The 18,638-nt window shown below is 63.8% G+C and carries 16 protein-coding genes and 2 pseudogenes; 12 read left to right on the top strand and 6 right to left on the bottom strand.

What is annotated here, in order from left to right; translation table 11 throughout:
* Positions 1–85: 85 nt before the first annotated feature.
* From ASF14_RS12525 to ASF14_RS12515, 3 genes are all read right to left on the bottom strand, one after another.
* The gene (locus ASF14_RS12525; RefSeq protein ID WP_156361167.1) at positions 86–2,131 is read right to left on the bottom strand and encodes a M13 family metallopeptidase; all 2,046 of its coding nucleotides are present in this window, start codon (positions 2,129–2,131) and stop codon (positions 86–88) included.
* 95 nt (positions 2,132–2,226) lie between these two features.
* Positions 2,227–3,219 carry an SDR family oxidoreductase gene (locus tag ASF14_RS12520; RefSeq protein ID WP_056435480.1) on the bottom strand — a complete coding sequence of 331 codons (993 nt, stop codon included), beginning with the start codon at positions 3,217–3,219 and terminating at the stop codon, positions 2,227–2,229.
* A gap of 31 nt (positions 3,220–3,250) precedes the next feature.
* Complete coding sequence (locus ASF14_RS12515; RefSeq protein ID WP_056435202.1) at positions 3,251–3,685, bottom strand: pyridoxamine 5'-phosphate oxidase family protein; 435 nt, start codon at positions 3,683–3,685, stop codon at positions 3,251–3,253.
* Positions 3,686–4,035: 350 nt separating this feature from the next.
* On the opposite strand from ASF14_RS12515, the gene ASF14_RS22055 reads away from it, so the two are divergent.
* The 5 genes from ASF14_RS22055 to ASF14_RS12495 all read left to right on the top strand — a co-directional run bounded on the left by ASF14_RS22055 (position 4,036) and on the right by ASF14_RS12495 (position 6,507).
* Positions 4,036–4,491, top strand: coding sequence for an Arm DNA-binding domain-containing protein (locus ASF14_RS22055; protein WP_201780586.1), 456 nt, complete (start codon positions 4,036–4,038; stop codon positions 4,489–4,491).
* Positions 4,457–5,236, top strand: a complete 780-nt coding sequence (locus ASF14_RS22050) for a tyrosine-type recombinase/integrase (RefSeq protein ID WP_201780585.1) — start codon at positions 4,457–4,459, stop codon at positions 5,234–5,236. Before ASF14_RS22055 ends, ASF14_RS22050 begins: the two co-directional genes overlap by 35 nt.
* A 45-nt stretch (positions 5,237–5,281) precedes the next feature.
* Positions 5,282–5,512 carry a hypothetical protein gene (locus tag ASF14_RS21535; protein ID WP_156361166.1) on the top strand — a complete coding sequence of 77 codons (231 nt, stop codon included), beginning with the start codon at positions 5,282–5,284 and terminating at the stop codon, positions 5,510–5,512.
* A gap of 44 nt (positions 5,513–5,556) precedes the next feature.
* A protein-coding gene (locus ASF14_RS20895; RefSeq protein WP_156361165.1) for an IS5 family transposase occupies positions 5,557–6,314 on the top strand; the annotation gives its coding sequence in 2 pieces (ribosomal slippage) (positions 5,557–5,890 and positions 5,890–6,314; 759 coding nt in all).
* A gap of 19 nt (positions 6,315–6,333) precedes the next feature.
* A complete protein-coding gene (locus tag ASF14_RS12495) occupies positions 6,334–6,507 on the top strand; it encodes a hypothetical protein (protein WP_201780584.1) in 174 nt (57 codons plus the stop codon).
* Positions 6,508–6,642: 135 nt separating this feature from the next.
* Here the strand turns inward: ASF14_RS12495 and ASF14_RS12490 are convergent, their stop codons facing one another.
* Positions 6,643–7,518: a peptidylprolyl isomerase gene (locus ASF14_RS12490; RefSeq protein ID WP_082442226.1), complete on the bottom strand. Its 876-nt coding sequence runs from the start codon at positions 7,516–7,518 to the stop codon at positions 6,643–6,645.
* A gap of 111 nt (positions 7,519–7,629) precedes the next feature.
* Here ASF14_RS12490 and ASF14_RS12485 point away from each other — a divergent pair, with 111 nt between their 5' ends.
* On the top strand, positions 7,630–8,145 hold the full coding sequence (locus ASF14_RS12485) for a hypothetical protein (protein ID WP_156361164.1): 516 nt from the start codon (positions 7,630–7,632) through the stop codon (positions 8,143–8,145).
* 60 nt (positions 8,146–8,205) lie between these two features.
* Here the strand turns inward: ASF14_RS12485 and ASF14_RS12480 are convergent, their stop codons facing one another.
* Positions 8,206–9,333, bottom strand: coding sequence for a glycerophosphodiester phosphodiesterase family protein (locus ASF14_RS12480; protein ID WP_056435187.1), 1,128 nt, complete (start codon positions 9,331–9,333; stop codon positions 8,206–8,208).
* A gap of 214 nt (positions 9,334–9,547) precedes the next feature.
* Positions 9,548–12,229: a TonB-dependent receptor gene (locus ASF14_RS12475; protein ID WP_056435184.1), complete on the bottom strand. Its 2,682-nt coding sequence runs from the start codon at positions 12,227–12,229 to the stop codon at positions 9,548–9,550.
* Positions 12,230–12,339: 110 nt separating this feature from the next.
* On the opposite strand from ASF14_RS12475, the gene ASF14_RS12470 reads away from it, so the two are divergent.
* The 6 genes and pseudogenes from ASF14_RS12470 to ASF14_RS12445 all read left to right on the top strand — a co-directional run bounded on the left by ASF14_RS12470 (position 12,340) and on the right by ASF14_RS12445 (position 18,635).
* Complete coding sequence (locus tag ASF14_RS12470; RefSeq protein ID WP_056435181.1) at positions 12,340–13,221, top strand: DUF6528 family protein; 882 nt, start codon at positions 12,340–12,342, stop codon at positions 13,219–13,221.
* Positions 13,218–14,384, top strand: a complete 1,167-nt coding sequence (locus ASF14_RS12465; RefSeq protein ID WP_056435178.1) for a hypothetical protein — start codon at positions 13,218–13,220, stop codon at positions 14,382–14,384. The genes ASF14_RS12470 and ASF14_RS12465 overlap by 4 nt, the downstream gene beginning before the upstream one ends.
* Positions 14,381–15,562, top strand: a complete 1,182-nt coding sequence (locus ASF14_RS12460; RefSeq protein ID WP_056435175.1) for an ROK family transcriptional regulator — start codon at positions 14,381–14,383, stop codon at positions 15,560–15,562. Before ASF14_RS12465 ends, ASF14_RS12460 begins: the two co-directional genes overlap by 4 nt.
* Before the next feature lie 94 nt (positions 15,563–15,656).
* Positions 15,657–16,256, top strand: a pseudogene (locus tag ASF14_RS20890) (transposase); the annotation flags it as partial.
* Position 16,257: 1 nt separating this feature from the next.
* Positions 16,258–16,783, top strand: a pseudogene (locus ASF14_RS12450) (IS3 family transposase); the annotation flags it as partial.
* A gap of 187 nt (positions 16,784–16,970) precedes the next feature.
* Positions 16,971–18,635 (top strand): carboxylesterase/lipase family protein, encoded by a 1,665-nt coding sequence (locus tag ASF14_RS12445; RefSeq protein ID WP_056435169.1) that lies wholly within the window; start codon positions 16,971–16,973, stop codon positions 18,633–18,635.
* Positions 18,636–18,638 lie beyond the last annotated feature (3 nt).

Raw genomic sequence — 18,638 nt, 5'->3', positions numbered from 1 at the left:
TGATCAATAACCCTCGCCCCTCTCCCCTCACAGAGGGGAGAGGGGCGAGGGAATTGGGTATTCGTGACGGGCGGTCTTTCCTAACTTACCAGACGTGGACGCGCTGTTCGGGCGTCAGGTACAGTTTCTGGCCGGGCTGCACCTTGAACGGGCCGTACCAGGCGTCGAGGTTGCGTACGGTCAGCACCCGCCACGGCGCGGGCGCGTGGACATCGGTCGCGATCCGCGCCCGCAGCGCCTTTTCGCGCATCTTGGTGCGCCAGCTCTGCGCAAAGCCCAAGAAGAAGCGCTGGTCGCCGGTCAGGCCGTCGATCACCGGGGCGGGCTTGCCGCCCAGCGAGGCCTTGTACGCCTCATAGGAGGCGGTCAGCCCTGCGACGTCGGCGATATTCTCGCCCAGTTCCTGCTCGCCATTCAGGTGAAGGCCGGGCAGCGCCTCATAGGCGCTATATTGCGCGACCAGCGCCTGACCGGCACCCTCGAACCGCTTCAGATCGGCGGGCGTCCACCAATTGTGCAGCCGCCCGGTGGAGTCGAAATCGGACCCGAGATTGTCGAAGCTGTGGCTGATCTCATGCCCGATCACCGATCCGATCGCGCCGTAATTGGCCGCCGCGTCGAACTTCGGATCGAAATAGGGGCTCTCCAGGATCGCGGCCGGGAAGTTCAGCGCGTTCTGGAGCGGCAGGTTGACCGCGTTCACCGTCTGCGGCGTCATCCACCATTCGCCGCGATCGACCGGCTTGCCCAGCTTCGCCAGATGATAGCGATAGAGCGACAGCCTCGCGCGCTGGGCATTGCCGACCGGATCGTCGGCACGAACGTCGAACTTGGGATAGTTCCACCAATGGTCGGGATAGCCGACGCCGACCTTCAGCACCGCCAGCTTGGCGCGCGCTTCCTTCTTGGTCGCGGGTGCCATCCAGTCGAGCGCCGCGATGCGGCGGTCGAAGGCGGCGACGATGTTCTTCACCATCGTCTGGATTTCGGTCTTGGACGACGCCGGGAAATAGCGCGCGGCATAGATTTTACCGACCGCTTCGCCCAGTGTGCCGTTGACCGCGGAAATACCCCGCTTCTCGCGCGGCTGCTGCGCGGGCGTGCCGTTCAGCGTGCGGCCGTAAAAGCCGAACGAGGCATCGTCGATCGCCTTGGGCAGCGAACCCGTGACCTGGTTGATGGTGTGGAAGGCCAGCCAGTCCTGCCAGCTTTGCAGCGGCTCGCTGGCGACCAAGGCCGACAGCTTGGTGATCGCATCCGGCTGCCACGCGATGAAGTCGCGCTGACCGGCGGGCACGCCCGACGCGGTCCAGAAGGCATTCCAGTCGATGCCGGGAGCCTTGGTGTCGAAATCGGTACGGGTCCAGGGATTGTCGCCCTTATGCGCGTCCTGGCTGGCGATGATGTCGGTCTGCGCGGCGGCGATCTTCATCTCCAGCGCGAAGACCCGGTCGGCGCGGGCCTGCGGATCGGACAGCCCGGCCAGCGTCATCAACTGAGTCAGATAGGCGCGATACGCGGTGCGGATTTCCGCCATCTCCGGCTTGTCCGACAGATAATAGTCGCGGTCGGGCAGGCCCAAGCCGCCCTGCATCAGGTAGGGCACGTTGCGGGTCGGCCGGTTCAAATCCTGGCTGATGAACAGGCCGAACAGGTCGTTGGTGCTGGCGTAATTGTTGTTGTTGAACGGATCGGTGTCCGAGCGCATCGCCGCGCCGATCGCGCGCGACAGGTCGTGCTTGTCCCTGATCGCGGCGATGGCGGCCAGATCGCCCTGGATCGGCGTCAGCCCGCGCGCCTCGATCCCGGCGGTATCGGTATAGGCGGCATAATAATCGGCGATGCGCTGTTCGTCGCTACCGGGCGCGCCCTTGGCCGATGCGGCGCCCTTGATGATCGCGGCGGTGCGCCCCTCGGCCCGCAGCGAGACGTCCAGCCCGACCCCGATCGAGGATCGATCCGCCGGAATCTGCGCGGTCTTGATCCATGTCCCGTTGGCATAGTCGTTTAAATTGTCGCCGGGTTTGACGCTGTCGTCGATCAGCGCCTTGTCGACGCCGGGCAACAGGCCCGTCTGGGCGATGGCGGCGGAAGAGGCGAGGAGGGCAACCGCAAAGGCAAAGCGCTTCATGATGATCCTGAAATCGGGAGTTCAAGCCCGATGGAGCACCCTTCGCAGCCTTTAAGTCAAGGATCATAACATGAACTTCACGTCATGATCGCCGCTTACGGAAAGCCCTTGCCGCCATGCGCGCCGACGGCGGTGCCGGTGGAGAAGGTCGCCTCGCCGCTCGCCAGCGCGACATAGAGCGAGGCCAGCTCGGCCGGTTGCCCCGCGCGGCCGAGCGAGGTGTCCTGGCCGAACTCGTGCATCTTGTCCGGCAACTGCCCGCCCGCGACCTGAAGCGGGGTCCAGATCGGGCCGGGCGATACGGCGTTGACCCGAATACCCTTCTTGGCCAGCTGCTTGGCCATGCCCCGCGTCAGGTTCTGGATCGCCGCCTTGGTCGAGGCATAGTCGATCAGGTCCTCGCCCGGATCATAGCTGTTCTGCGAGATGGTGTTGATGATGACCGACCCCGGCGGCATCGACGGGATCGCCGCCTTGGAAAAGCGGAAGACGTGATAGACGTTGGTCTCATAGGTGCGGACGAACTGCTCGTCGCTGATCTCCATGATGTCCGCCTTGGACTGTTGATAGGCGGCATTGTTGACCAGCAGGTCGAGGCCGCCGAGCTGCGCGATCGCCTTGCGCACCACCTCCTCACAGGCCTTTTGCGTGCGGATATCGGCGGGCAGCAGCACCGCCTTGCGCCCCGCCTGACGGATCAGGTCGGCAACCTCGCGCGCGTCCGGCTCCTCGCTGGGGTGATAGTTGATCGCGACATCGGCTCCCTCGCGGGCAAAGGCGATGGCGGCGGCGCGGCCGATGCCGCTGTCCCCGCCGGTCAGCAACGCCTTGCGGCCCGTCAGCTTGCCCGTTCCGCGATAGCTGGTCTCGCCATGATCGGGACGCGGCGTCATCTTGCTGGCAAGCGCGGGCCAGGGCTGACGCTGCTCGGGGAAGGGCGTGCGGGTATAGGCCGAGCGCGGATCGCGCAGGCTGGGCACGCTATCGCCACCCGCCTGCGCCGCCGCCGCGCTCGGTGCCGCCGTGGCCGCCAGCCCCAGCGCCGCCCCGCCCAGGACGCCGCGCCGCGAGGTTTCGAAATCGCTCATGTCGATGTCCTTCACAAAGACAGGGGAGGTGTCAGGCGGCGATTTCGCCCTCGTCTTCGCCATCCCAGTAACGGATACGCTCGGCATGGACCCGGATCATGACCACGCCCGGCGTGTCGATGCCTTCGGGGAAATAACGGTCCAGATCCTTGGTCCAATGCGCCTCGAACTGCGCGCGATCCTGGATCAGCGCGGCGCGCCCCTCGATCGCGACGAATAGCGGCGGCCCGCCCAGCATCCCGACCGCTCCGGTATAGCTGAGCGTCACCAGCGGCTGAGCCTGGATCTCGGCCACCTTGCGCGACTGGGCATAGGCGAAGAAATAGCTGTCGCCGTCATAATCGACATCGCCATTGTTGCTCATCGGCCGCGCCGTCATCGCCCCGGACGCGCTTTGCGTCGCCAGCATCGCGAAATCGAGCTTGGCCATCTTCTTCGCCAGTTCAGGCAGCGTCATCGTCGCCATGCGATCATTCTCCCGGCAAGGTCGCAGGCGTTGGCGGAAAGCCAAATCCCTGAAATTGCGCGAAGTTCGTAACGGACGAAAGCCGATAGGGTTCATCGGGTCTGAAAGCGCACCAGCGCGAGCGTCGGATGGCGGAAGAGGTGTCCGCAGAACTGCTTCATCCTCTGATGTTCGCCAATACCCAAATTCGTTCAGGTTTATCGCTTTTATTCAGAAAATTAGATGGTCACTCATGGCTAAAATGTTCGTCGTTATTCGTCGAGTTTCGCCGTAAGCCAAGTTGAAAATTGGCACCAATATGGGCACAAAGTGGGCACGACTTTGGGCATCATAGAGGTTCGACGGACGACATGGCTCACGCGCTGAATAAGCTGACCGCAAGACAGGTCGCATCCATCAAGGAGCCCGGCCGATACGCCGACGGCGGCGGGCTGTATTTCCGGATCACCAATGCCGGATCGAAGTCCTGGGTGTTTATGGTGACGCAAAGGGGCAAGCGCATCGAGATTGGCCTGGGCCGGGTCATCGACCGGCCCTTGGCCGCCGCTCGCCAACTGGCGCAGCAGATGCGTGAAGCCATGGCCGAGGGCAAAGACCCCCGCTCCGTACTGGCAGACGCCCTGCCCGCTCAACCTGCAGAACCTGCCCCTGCGCCTCTCACCTTTGGCGAGTTTGCCGATCAGTATATCGCCAGTGTCGAGGATGGCTGGAAAAGCCCCATTCACCGCCAGCAGTGGCGCAGCAGCCTTCGCGATCACGCAGGCTCGCTAATTGGCAAAGCCCCTAGCCGACATCTCCACCGATGACGTGCTGGCAGTGCTCGAACCCACCTGGCTGACCAAGGCGGAAACCGCCAAACGGGTGCGAGGCCGCATCGAGAAGGTCCTGGCGGCGGCCATGGCGCGCAAGCTACGTCCACGAGATGCCATCAACCCAGCCGCTTGGCGCGGGCATTTGCAGGTGCTGCTGCCATCACAGGCCAAGGCCGCTCGTCATCACCATGCGGCGCTCGCCTATCACGATGCCCCGGCGTTTATGGCGCAACTGCGCAACCGCACGGCATTGGCGGCGCGGTGTCTGGAGTTCACCATCCTGACTGCAGCACGCAGCGGGGAGGCCCTGGGCGCAACCTGGGGCGAGATCGACATCGAAAACAAGCTGTGGGTGGTGCCCGGCGACCGCATGAAGGCAGGCGCCGAGCATATCGTACCGCTAAGCGACGCCGCCATGGCGGTGCTTGACCAGCTTCCGGTTGGCAGTCGAAAGCGCACCGACCCCGTCTTTGGCGTTGGAGGGGCCGCGCGCAGCAACATGGCCATGGCAATGTTGCTGCGGCGCATGGGCCACGGCGACATCACCACCCATGGCTTTCGCTCGACATTCCGCGACTGGGCAGGGGATCGCACGGATTTCCCGCGTGAAATCATCGAGCAAGCGTTGGCGCATACCATTCAAAACAAAGCAGAACGGGCGTACCGGCGCGGAACTGCAGTGGATCGAAGGCGTCATTTGATGGCCGCCTGGTCAAGTTACTTGCACGATTCTGCATAATTCACGAAATCACCCCGAGGCACAGCCGATAACGGGAGATAAATAATGCCAGACTACTATGCCGCTTACGAGGTTCTTGAAAAATATCGAAAAATTCGTGGCGCGGATAGTTTGAAGCGGGACATAGCGCAACTCTTACGCGATGGTTTCATCACGGCAGAAGCCAATGTAACTTTCAAAGCGCGGGGTGCGACACCCAATGAAGCATGGGAACTGCGCCCCGCTGAAGTCAACCAAGAGCAATTCGTGCCGGTTTCTAGAGTCAGGACCCATTGATGTGAGCGTCGCGATCTGATTTAGGCTCCACGAGGAGACTGGTGATGAGCGACCTTTTTTGGCTGACGGACGATCAGATGGAGCGGCTGCGGCCGTTCTTCCCCAAGAGCCACGGCAAGCCTCGGGTGGATGACCGGCGGGTGCTGAGCGGCATCGTCTTCGTCAACCGCAATGGGCTGCGCTGGCGAGATGCGCCCAGCGCCTATGGTCCTCACAAGACGCTGTACAACCGGTGGAAGCGCTGGGGCGAGCGTGGCGTGTTCACGCGCATGATGGAGGGGCTGGCTGCGGGCGATGCCGAACCGAAGACCGTCATGATAGACGCGACCTACCTAAAGGCGCACCGCACGGCATCGAGCCTGCGGGTTAAAAAGGGGATCTAGGCCGCCTGATCGGACGCACCAAGGGCGGCATGAACGCCAAGCTCCATGCCGTGGCCGACGCGAACGGACGTTCGCCGAGCTTCTTCATGACAGCAGGCCAGGTCAGCGACTACACCGGCGCGGCAGCGCTACTCGATGACATGCCAAAGGCGCAGTGGCTGCTCGGCGACCGCGGCTACGACGCCGATTGGTTCAGGGACGCTCTCCAGGCCAAGGGCATCCAGCCATGCATCCCGGGCCGACGATCGCGCAACGAGCCGGTCAGATACGACAAGCGCCGCTATCGGCGTCGCAGCCGCATCGAGATCATGTTCGGCCGCCTCAAAGACTGGCGCCGCGTTGCCACACGCTACGATCGCTGCCCCACGGCCTTCTTTCCCGCCGTTGCTCTCGCGGCCACCGTCATCTTCTGGCTGTGATCAACGAGTCCTGACCCTAATGAGCCAGGCTGAAGGTATTGCGCGTGCTAATGGCTGTATTGGACTTTGGCTCAATACCTACGAGTTTCAAGCTCGTGGCTTCTACGAGAATCAAGGCTTTGAAGTGTTCGGCACGCTTGACGGTCATCCCATAGGGCAGAAGCGGTTCTTCCTCCGCAAGCAGTTTCAATAATGGCGGCCTTTCTCGCTCACGAGGGGATGCCCCGGCTGTCTCGGCTGCCCGTCCCAGACCGGAAACGAGTGCAGACCTGACAGCCGGTTGGAGCCGATTGCGATAAGAAACGACGGTAATCCAACCGCGTCACTCTCACCTAACGTTGGCACTGCCTTCACCGGCTCCGCGATCATGAACGGAGCTAATGGCCTTCCTGTCGGCGGCGATCGCCTGCGCGATCAGTCCCGGTAAGCGCTCCTTGAGGATATCCTGCTCCACCCAATACCGCGCCGAGGCGGGGCTGGCGGGCTGGCGCGCCTCAAGCTTCAGGATGTGAAAACCTTCCGGGCCGCGCACCGGTTCGGTGATCCCGCCGACGGGCAGTGCCTGCACATAGGGGAAGAAGGCATCGCTCATTGTGGCGCCGAGCAGTTCGGAAAGCGCGCCCCCCTCAATGGCCGTGGACGCATCCTCAGATGCCGCCTCCGCGACCGTTTCGAAGCGTTCGCCGCCCTTGATCCGCGCGTGGATACGTCGGGCGAGTGCAAGTGCGTCGGCTTCGCTGCGGCTCTTGCCGTCGCGGGTCGGGCCGACCGCGACGAAGATGTGGCGCAGGCGGTACTCGTCGTACCGCTCCGGATGGGCCGCGATCCGTTGCGCGACCTCCGCATCGGTCGGCCGGACCGAGTCCACGAGACTGCGCCGCGCCGCCTCGGCGAGGATCAGGTCGTCCGCTGCGGCCCGAGCGGCACGCACGTCGGCCCGGTCGGCCATTCCCTTGGCTCTTGCAACATTCGCCAAGCCGATCACCTGTCGAGCATCACGTCTCTCTGATTCCGTAATCTCGGTGTTTTCGAGCAGAACGGGATCGAAAAGCCATGCAAAGTCCGTTCGCGAATGTAACATTGCAGCTACGGACGATTGGTGCTGATCAATGACATTCATCTCCGTTTGCGCTTTTGCAGAAATTGGTGGAATCAATACAGCAGCTAGTACAGTTTTTACTGCAAATTTATGGCGATATTTCATCGAAATTTCATCCCGCTGAATTTAACACGGCAAGATACCAACGAATCAATTGTTGAATTCTCCATTTTGCCATGCAATACTGTAACAGAGTCAACTTGCAATGGTGGAGATATGATCGATTTGCCTGCCGATGTTCGTAACTCGCGTAAACCGTTAGCCGCGATTGCAGGGCTGGCCGTTATGATGAGCGCCGGTGTCTTCTTGATCCGCCACCACGAGTCTGAGGGTGGCACGTCGTCGAACGACGGGATCGTGGTCATATCGGCTCGCTCGCAGGACGTGCCCCATCGCGAACTCCCTGAAACCGACCCGGCAATGCCGTCACAGGCCATGATGCCATCTCCCGCCATGTTGGATGCGACGAACGTCGACCGGATGGTGTCGCAATATCTCCCCGTCCTGCGGGAGGTACGGAGCGAATGCGATGCCGATCGCTGCAGCGTCTCGGCCGAGCCCAGCGCGGCCGGTGCGCCTCTCGACGAACAGGCCTTCTCGCAGCTGGTTCAGGAGGACATGCCGGCGAGCCTCGCACGGGCGGGGTACGGCCTAACCGAACCCATCCAGATCGAAGAACTCGGCCCCAACCAATATCGGTTGTTGTTCCGAATCGAACGAAAGGCGCAGTGATCGGTTGCGGGCCGATGGGCGGCGCAAGGTCGCCCATCGGCCATCGTAGGTCGGATGGTGTCAGCCCCAATAGCCCTGGAAATGGTTCTGACGCTTGCCCGCGCGGGACAGGTAGCGGACCGTGCCGTGGGGATCATCGGTGGTGATCAAGCCGAAACGCTGCTGAACCAGAAACGGCATCTCCCCGCGACGATCGTCCGTGTCGCGGCCAGCCACCTGGCGATTGACGTAATAGGTGTAGTAGAGATCCGACAGCTTGTAGCAGCACGCGCCGGTGTTCTTGTAGAAGGTGTTCGGATTGGGCCCGTCCGGGATCGCCTGGAAGACGCCGACGCGGATGCCTTTTCTCAGCGCCTCGTCCTTCTGGTAGGACAGCAGGCCACCACTTTGCTTGACGTTGATCTCCATCGTCTTCACACGGCTGGACCAGGCGTTGAAAGCGTCGGCGACGCTGATCTTGCCCAGCATGTTGGTGGTAAAGACCGGAATGACCTTCAGGTTTCTGCTCTGCCGCCAGAAGGACTGGGGCGTCGGATAGAGGGTCGCGTTGACCTTCACCCCCATCACCCGGCCGCCGTCCGGCACCAGGCCCTTGACCAGATCATCGAGCATCCGCACCGCGCTAGTCGTCTTGGTATCGAAGATGATCGGCGTCGACCAACGATCGCCGGTATAGGTTTGCAGCACCTTGCTGACACGGGGAAGGCGCTGGTCCGACAATCCCGAGCGATTGGGCAGTAGCAAGGTGAGCCGGTCGAGTTGGGTCGCCGTCATGCTGCTGACCGCAGGGTTGGCGCCCCGGTCGCGGATCGGGTCGTATTTGCCGCCCGGCTCGAAACGGTAGACGTCCGTGGTGCGGCCCAGATTGAAGTCGTGCATCAGGTAGAGGACGCCGTCCTTCGACTCTTTCACGTCATATTCGATCCCGTCCATGCAGTCGGCGTTTGCCGACGCACCGGCCGCGATGGAGTTTTCCGGGATGGAGTTGTCGTTGCGGTTATACTGTCCCCAATTGCCGCGATGCGCCAGGAACAGCGTGTCGTTGGTTGCCCGCGTGTTCATGATTTCGTCCATCTGATAGGCGGCGGTCTGGCAGGTGGCGGCGCTGGCCTGATGCGCGCCGAACAGTGCCGCGGCACCGGTCAGTGTGCAAACCGCATGGCGGAAATGTCCAAGGTAATCGAACATCAGTTTCTCCCAGATTGAGCGTTGGCGCTTGAAAACGGGTTGATACGGATTGGTTCTGACGCGGGCGTGGCTAGGTCGGCTTGGTTTCGCCGTCGTTTCGCCCGTGTGACGATAGAACGACATTGCAAGGCAGCCGCTCGCCGAGGGCCGGGCGCCCAGTCGCAACGGGCGAGGGGGGCTGGCAGCAGTATCGCGGCTCCGGCGGCCACCCGCATTAATAGCGCACGAGCGCGCCGGTAAAGAAGGCCCGGCCGTTGTCGATTTCTTCCCGCAACAGGCCGAAGGCGGGGCCGAACATCCGCTGCGGGCGGAAGTTGGTCAGGTTCTTGCCCTGCGCGACGATCGTCCAGTGACGGTTTAGTTTTACGCGCAGCTGCGCGTCGAACAGGTCGCTGGCGGCATAGCGCCGGTCGCCGATCGGATCGCTGGTCGATACCGAATAGAGGATCGGCGACAGGTGGTTCCACGCGCCCTGCACGGTGACCGGGCCTGCGGTATAGAACAGCTTCACGTTGGCGACCGTGTTCGCGCTTTCGAACAAACCGGACAGACGACGGCGTGTAACGCCGTCGGATAGCGTCACCTCCGGTGGGGTCGGGTCGAGCAGCGTGACGTTGGCCGACGCGCCCAGCCCCGCCAGCGGGCCGGGCAGGAACGGCATCCGCGCCACGACTGCGTTGAGTTCGACCCCCTGCACCTTCGCGCTGCTGGCGTTGACCGGGCGGATGCGGGTGACGAGCTGCTGCGTACCGTCGAACAGCTCGCTCGCCTGGTTGCGCACGGTGATGATCTCGTCCTTGATGTCCTTACGGAACAGTCCGGCGGAGAACAGCACGTCGCGGTTCACATAATATTCCAGACTCAGGTCGTAATTGTCGGATCGCCGGGGTCTCAGGTCGGGATTGCCCGAGGTGATGCTGATCGCGCCGGTCGAGCTGTTGACGTTGACGCCCTCGCGCGCGGCCAGGTCGTCGTAATTGGGGCGGCCGAGCGTGCGGCTATAGGCAGCGCGGACGCGCAGACGATCGCTCAGGTCCCAGTCGAACTGCGCCGAGGGCAACCAGTCCCCATAGTGCTGCCTTTGCTGGCCCCAGCTATAAGCGCCACCACGTAGGCGATAGGACCCGGTGGTCAGGGTCGTATCCTCGAACCGGACCCCTGCCGTCAGCCGCGCAGTGTCGAGCGCGTACCGCGCCATCCAATAGCCCGCGAGGATATTCTCGGTCAGGTTGTAGTCCGATTGCAGGCTGTTGCCCGCATTGGCGGAGTTGGCGGTGAAGCCGCCGCGATTGGCCTCGAAAAAGGTGCGTGCGGCCGACGGATCGACGAACAACATCGTCTGCCCGCCGCCATTGTACGGCCTGTAGCTTTCCGGCGCGAGCGTGCCCGGCAACAGATAAGTGGAGGCGGCGTTCGTCCGGTAATTGTCCTGCACGGAGTCATAGCGGCGATCTAGGAAGCGGGTGAAGACCCCCGTCGCCATGCCGAAGCCGCGATCGTCCGGTTCGGCATTGAAGCGGATATTGGCGCGGGCGGTCAGCGCATTCTCGCGCTGGTCCTCGCCGGTCGTGCCATATTCGAACTGTCGGTAGTTGGCCGCGTTCGCGACATAGGCGGGGTTGGCGAAGTCGAATTGCGTGAATTGGCCGGGCGTGATCGTATAGGCGTAGGCGAGGTTGCTGGTGTTCGCGATACGATAGGTCGCGAGGCGGGCGTCCTGGCTGTAGGTCGCCACTGCGTAATTGACGCCCAGATCGGCACGGATGCGATCGCCGGGCGTCAGTTCGCCCCGGAAATCGGCATAGCGCATCCGGCGGGTCTGATAGTAATTTACCAGATCGACCTGCCCGCCAGCGCTGGCGACGTTGCCGCCGGTGGCGGTAACGTCGCTGAAGTAGGTGTAGCGGTTGGTGGCGCTCGTCACCGCCGTATTGGCCGTGATAAGGTTCGACTGACGTTCCTCGTCATTGATATGGCGGAAGTCGGCCAGCGTCACCGCCGCCTTGAACATCCGGTGATCGTCAAATTCCAGCTTGCCGAACACCCCGTAACGCTGACGGATGTTGTCGTAATGCAGCCAGCGTCGACGATCGGGCGCGACGACGGCGCCGGATACGTCACTGGCGGGCGAGGTCAGCCGCGTGCCGGTCGTCTGGTTGAAGTACAGGTAGTTGTCGCTGGCCGAGTTGAGCGAGGCGGAATCGCGCCGGAAGTAGCTGCCCGCCACGACCACGCCGAACTTGTGATCCGGCCCGAAGGTCGTCGAGGCGACCAGCTCGGCTTGGCCCGACGGCCCCGCCTTGCCGCGCGTCCGCTGGAAATCCCATCGGCCGATGTCGAAGCGACCGCCGACGAACGGCTTGCCGCCTTTGTCGAAGGCGCTGCGGGTGCGCAGGTTGGCGATTCCGCCAATCGCGTTGGCGTTCATCGCCGCATTGAGCGACTTGTAGACCTCCACTCGCGACGCCAGCGACGAGGGGATCACGTCGAGCGACACGTTGCGCCGTCCGACCTCATTGGCGGGCAACGCGACGCCGTCGATCTCCACGAGATTATAGTCGGCATTCAGGCCACGGATCGACAGGAATTGCGCCTCCCCCCGCGCATTGTTCTGGATCGTCGAAATGCCCGGCACGCGCGTCAGCGCCTCGCCCAGCCCAAAATCCGGCAGCGTGCCGATCTCGTCCGAACTGATGCTGTCGGAAATGACGGGAATGTCGCGCTTGGCCGCGATCTCCCGCACCGCCTGCAGGTGCGCGCCGGTTACGACGATCTCTTCGCCCGCCTCGACCGCAGCAGCGGGCGTCGCCGACGGTGCCGTGGTCTGGGCATGGATCGGCGCCGCGATAGCCGATGACAACAACAGGAGACGGCGGATGGCCAGTGACGTTTTCATCGTGGTTCCCTCTTTCCCCGAAAAGGCTGGCCGCGTATTATTCACTATAGGTGACATAAACATGACGGCGCGACGTGCCGCGAGGTCATCATCAAGCAAGGACTGCAACGATGCGTGGATTGAGGTTGTTGAGCGTGTTGGTCGGCTTGGTCGGCAGCACCGGCGCGGCGGCGGCGGATCGCCTCTATGCCTGTGGCGACGATCAGGTTCGCGAATATGTCCTGACGAGAACCGGCGCGTCGGAAACCTGGCGGTGGACCGCTGGCGAGGCCAGCGACCTGCCGCCAGCTTATCGGACGAAATTGCTCGCCCATATCGACGACTGCAAACCGGTTGACGGAGACAGGGCGATCCTCGTCACCGCCTCGACCGGAGGCGTCGTGCTGCTCGATCGCGCCAGTGGGAAGGTGAGGTTTCGCGCGACCGCACCGATGGCACATTCAGCGGACCTGTTGCCCGGCGGCTATGCTGCCGTAGCGCTGTCGATCAACCCGGCCGGTGACCGGCTGGAACTCTACCGGCTGTCGCGGAGCGAACAGCCGTTGGTCAGCCTCCCCCTGCCGTCCGGCCACGGCGCAGTCTGGGACAGACGGCGGCAAGGGCTGTTCGCGCTGTCGCACGATCTGATCCAGCTATTTTCGTTCGATCCGAAGGCTGGCGAACCGCGCTTGGCCGAAACGGCGCGCTGGACGCTGCCGGGTCGTCGCGACGGCCATGACCTGTCCGCGACGCCCGAAGGCGGCTATGTCGTCACCACCGACGATGGCGTATGGAGCTTCGATCCCGATCGCGGCGCCTTCACGCCCATCCCAGCACTGAACCCCAAGCTGCGGGTCAAGGCGGTCAGCGTGACGAAAGGGGCGATAGCGTGGGTGCAGGCGGAGGAAAGCTGGTGGGCGCATGGCTTCTCGGTCGCCGACCGCGATGCGGGCCACCCGCGCCGGATCGAGACGACGGGAATGAAACTCTACAAGGTTCGCTGGCGCCGATGACGTGGCGCCGGGCCTGGACAACCTATCAGGTGGCCCATTTCGGCAAGAGCCTGTTGTGGACGGCCAGCGACCTGCTGACCATCTATCTGCTGGTCACGGTCTATGCCCTGGACCCGATGACGGCGGGGGCATTATTCCTGATCGGCCTGGCGGCTAATGCATTTGCGGATTTTACCGTCGGCAACCATCTGGCGCGGCATCCCCGTCACGCGGCACCGATCGCGGCGGCGATGCTTGTGCTGGCTGGGATCAGCTTTCCGGCGACTGTGCTGCTCGCGCCCCATGGCTCGGCGGCATTGCTCGCGGCCACTTTGGCATTCCGCATTGCCTATGCCGGGGCCGACGTGCCGCACAATGCGCTGCTCACCCGGCTGGGCGACACGCCGGCCCGCGCAGTCAGTCTGGCGCGCGGACGGACGGTTGGGACGGCGCTCGCCTCGCTGCTGGCCGCTGGCGTCGCGAGCAACACCGCAAGCATCGGCGCCGCACCTTTGTTATGGGCCATCGCGGCGGGCGGCGTCCTGATCGGCGCGGCGATGCTGCCGCTGCTGCTCGCTTTCGCCCCCTCGTCATCACCCCGCGAGGTCGTTCACCCAACGACGCGTGCGCTGCCCTTACCGTTCCTGGCAGCCAGCGTCATCGGCATCGTCGCGCTGGGGGCGCTAGCCAAGGCGGTGCTGCATCTGCCGGCGGGTTGGCATCGCAGCCAAGACGGTACCTCGATCCTGACCCTGCTGATCATGGGGCGCACGACTGCGGCGCTCCTCCCAATCCGGCTTCGCGACATGCACTGCGGCATAGCGCTGCTGGCCGCATCCTATGCCGTCGCGGCGGCCATTGCGATCGGGTTCTCATGGAGCGCAGCTGCGCCGATGCTAGTCCTGCTGGGTCTTGCCCTGGGAACGACCAATCTGATCGGATGGGCGATCCTGCCGGTGCTGGGAGCCGGGCCGCGCGGCTACGGGTTGTACACCATGGCGTCCAAGCTGGCGCTGGGCGCCGCCGGCTTGGCTCTTGCCGGGGGGGTGGGCAGCGTGCCGACCTTCCTGCCCGCGAGCTATGTCACCTTCGTGTTCGCGGTAGGTGCGGCCTGCGGCGTCGCAGCCTTGCTGCTGCTACCCGGGTTGACACCGACGCCTCAGGCAGGCTTGCCGAAGGCATGAACGCGATCACCGCAGGCGACTACCCCGCCCATTTCCTTCGCGAAGACGGCCGCCGCACCGCAACCGCCAATGAGCGGGTGCTGATGGATCTCCTGTCGCGGCAAGGGCCGTCGAGCCGCGCCGATTTGGCCCGGCTGACCGGCTTGGCACCCCATTCGATCACCCGTCTGGTCGAGCCGCTGATCGTGCGCGGCCTGTTGCGGGAAGCGCTGCCTGTCGCGGCGGGGCGCGGCAAGCCCGCCGCGAAACTGGCGCTGGAGGGCTCCGCCGCCTTTGCGGTCGGCCTGTCGGTTATGACCGATGCGGTATCGCTCGTGCTGCTCGACCTGGCCGGGCAGGTTCACGGCGCGCGCAGCGAACGGCTGGCCGACATCGAGATCCAGCCTGCCTGCCGCCAGATCCGCGGCATGATCGACGCCGCAATCGCCGACGCGGGGCGCGATGGAACGCGGCTGGTCGGGATCGGGATCGGCGTTACCGGCTATTTTATCGGCGACGGGGCGAGGCTGAACCCGCCACGGTTGCTCGACCCGTGGGCGCTGGTGCCGCTCGATACGATCCTGTCCGAAGCGCTGGGCGAAAAGGTCTGGATCGACAATGACGGCAACGTCGCGGCAATCGGCGAGGCGATGCTGGGCCTTGGACGTGTGTCGCGCGACTTCGCCTATCTCTATTTCTCTGCCGGTTTTGGCGGGGGCATCATCGCGCAAGGGCGGCCGTTGCGCGGGCGTCACGGCAATGCGGGTGAGTTCGCGTCGATCCTGCCCGCCGACTGGCCGCAACCCAATCTCGAGGCGCTGCGCCTAACCTTTGGGGAGCATGGTACGTCGTTCCCCGACCTGCACGCGATGCTGACGGACTTCGACGCTGGTCATCCCGCTGTCGATACCTGGCTGGACCGTTGTATGCCGTCGCTCAATCTCATCGCTTCGGCAATTTTTGCGACTATCGATCCGGGCGCGATCGTGCTCGGCGGCCGCCTGCCGACCTCGCTCGCGTCACGGATTGTGCAGCGTATAAGCTTCACCAATCCTGCACGGCGCGGCTTCCACCGGCCGTCAGCCCGAATCATTCCTTCGATGATCGACGGAGATGCGACGGCTATCGGCGCTGCGACCCTGCCACTGCGCGCCGCATTCTTCGATTCCAATGCGGGACATGTGTTCATGGAAGACTGAGGGCATTCCCACTACTCGATCCCAAACGAGACGGCCTGACGTCCTCCCTGTTTTTTCATCCACGCTGAATGAGAGTTTTCCGGCCCTGTGAAGCCTGCGGGCAAGGAGCTGGGACACGAAGAAGTCGAGGTACACGGAAGAGCAGATCGCCTTTGCTCTGAAGCAGGCGGAGACGGGCACGCCGGTGGCGGAGGTCATCCGCCCTATGGGCGTATCGGAGCAGACCTTCTATCGCTGGAAGAAGGTGTATGGCGGGCTGGGCGTCGGCGAGCGGCGCAGTTGCCTCGCGCTCGGGGTCGACCGCTCATCGGTGCGCTACGTGTCGCACAAGCCGGACCAGGCGCCGCTGCGGCTGCGCATCCACGATCTGGCGGCAGCACGGGTGCGCTATGGCTATTTCCGGATCTACATCCTGCTACGCAGGGAGGGCTGGCTGGTGAACCACAAGCGGGTCTATTGGCTCTACCGGGAGGACGGGTTGAGCCTTCGGCTCAAGCGCCCCCGTCGAGGGCGTCAGCGCGGCGAACCGTGAACGCCAGCCTGCGGCCTCGGCGCCCAACGAGATGTGGTCGATGGACTTTGTCTCGGATGCCTTGTTCGATGGCCGGCGGCTGCGGGCACTGACGGTGGTCGATGCGTTCACTTAGCGTCGCGCTGGCGATCGACGTCGCGGCTCGGCCAGCGTCAGCACCATNGCGCCCAACGAGATGTGGTCGATGGACTTTGTCTCGGATGCCTTGTTCGATGGCCGGCGGCTGCGGGCACTGACGGTGGTCGATGCGTTCACTTAGCGTCGCGCTGGCGATCGACGTCGATCAGGGCATCAAGGGCGAGCAGGTTGTCGCGGCGGTGACGCGGATCGCGTCAGTACGTGGTGCGCCGAAGACCATTCGGGTGGACAATGGCCCGGAGTTCATCTCGAAGGCGCTAGACCGATGGGCGTATGAGAACGGCGTCACGCTCGATTTCTCGCGGCCGGGCAAACCGACCGACAATGCCTTCGTCGAGAGCTTCAACGGCCGGCTTCGCGACGCGTGCCTGAACAGCCACTGGTTCCTGTCGCTGGTGGACGCTCGTGCCAAGATCGAGGCCTGGCGCCGGGACTATAACGAGAGCCGTCCTCACACGGCGCTTGGCTGGCTGACGCCAGCCGAATATGCTGCATCCGCCGGGGTTGACCCCGACGGATGCAAACCGGAAACTCGCATCATGCCCGGATGAGAAACCGGGAGACCGTCAACGTCAATTGGAAAGAGGAAAACGGGTGGTAATCGTCTGATCCTGGCAACCCGACGACACCGGCCCCTCAAGCAGCGGCCGCTTTTAATCTGACCGTGTCTGCCGCTACGTTGAACGGCGCTTGGCGTTGCTCCGCTGCTCGGCCTGGCTTGCGTAAGGGATCAAACCGATGAACTATCCTGCCAAAGCCTTCGCCCTCGCCATCGCGCTGATCGCCATACCGGTCGCAGCGCGGCCTGCCGGTCCGACGATCCGTACCGATAACGGTACCGTCAGAGGACAGGTCGCTGGGGGCGTCGAAAGCTGGAAAGGAATTCCCTTCGCCGCCCCGCCGGTTGGCCCACTGCGCTGGCGCGCACCGCAGCCAGCCGCGAAATGGACGGGGGTCTGCGACGCAACCCAATTTAGCCCGGATTGCATGCAGAAGCCGTTCCCCAGCGATGCCGCTCCGCTCGACACCACCCCGGCGGAGGATTGCCTGTACGCCAATGTCTGGCGGCCAACGGGAGCCAAGAGCAAGCTGCCGGTACTGGTTTGGATCTATGGTGGCGGCTTCGTGAATGGCGGGGCCTCGCCGCCGACCTATGCAGGGGCGAACATGGCCAAGAAGGGCATCGTGTTCGTCAGCTTCAACTACCGCCTCGGCCGCTTCGGCACCTTCGCCCTCCCGCAGCTGACCGCACAGAATGCCGATGGAGGACGCCTGGGCAATTACGGAATCATGGATCAGATTGCGGCGCTGCGATGGGTCAAGCGCAACATCGCGGCATTCGGCGGCGATCCGGCTAATATAACCATTTCTGGTGAAAGCGCGGGCGGTATCTCAGTCCATGCGCTCGTGACCTCGCCCGAGGCGAAAGGGCTTTTCAACAAGGCCGTCGTGATGTCGGGCGGCGATGCGAAGGCGTTCACCGGCAATACCTTGGCGGATGTCGAGACGATCGGCGGCAACTTCGCCCGGACCAAGGGGATTGATCCCGCCGCCCCCGATGCGCTGCAACGCCTGCGCGCGCTATCGGCGGACGACGTGCTCGACGGACTCAACATGGCACAAATGACGGGACGCCCCGGCGCTCCGCCAACCAATTCGGGGCCCTTCGTCGACGGCAAGGTCGTGGTCGACATTCGCAAGGCGTACGAACAGGATCGTTTTGCCCGGATGCCGATGATGATCGGAGCAACCAGCGCGGATATCGGCGGTAAGAGCGGCTTCATGATCGCGGGCGGGCGCGAGGCGTCGGCTATGATCGCCGACAAGGGCGTGCCGGTCTGGGAGTATCGCTTCTCCTATGTCGCCGGCTCCGTTGGGAAGAGCGGCGCCCAGCACGCAACCGACATCCCCTTTTTCTTCGACAATGTTAGCGTCAAGTATGGCGCGCAGACGACGGCGAAGGATGAGGCTGTCGGAGCCGCGATGAGTACCTACCTGGCCAACTTCGTGAAGCACGGCGATCCGAACGGCGGCACGATGGCGCAATGGCCGCGCTACACCCGCGCCAACGACACGCTCGCCGACTTCGCCACTAGCGGCAAGGTCGTGGTGCAGCGTGATCCTTGGGGCTCGGAAATCGACCGCCTTTCGCAGGCCTTGGCGGCGGCGAATGCATCAGGCCGCTACACCACGCTGACTACGCCAATTGGTGAGCTGCTCGACAATCCGGCCACCCGCACAGTGCTGGCACGGCATGTCCCGGCTTTCCTCAAGAACCCCCAGCTCGACATGGCGCGCGGCACGACGCTGTACGGGTTACAGGCCTACCTGCCCGCTCAGTTCACCGACGCATTGCTGGCGGCGATCGACCGCGATCTCGCGAGCGTACCGTTCAAAAGGTAAAGC

Origin of the sequence: Sphingomonas sp. Leaf257 (assembly GCF_001422185.1) — a bacterium.
GTDB classification, from domain to species: Bacteria; Pseudomonadota; Alphaproteobacteria; order Sphingomonadales; family Sphingomonadaceae; genus Sphingomonas; species Sphingomonas yabuuchiae.
This window is presented reverse-complemented; position numbering and strand designations above follow the sequence as displayed.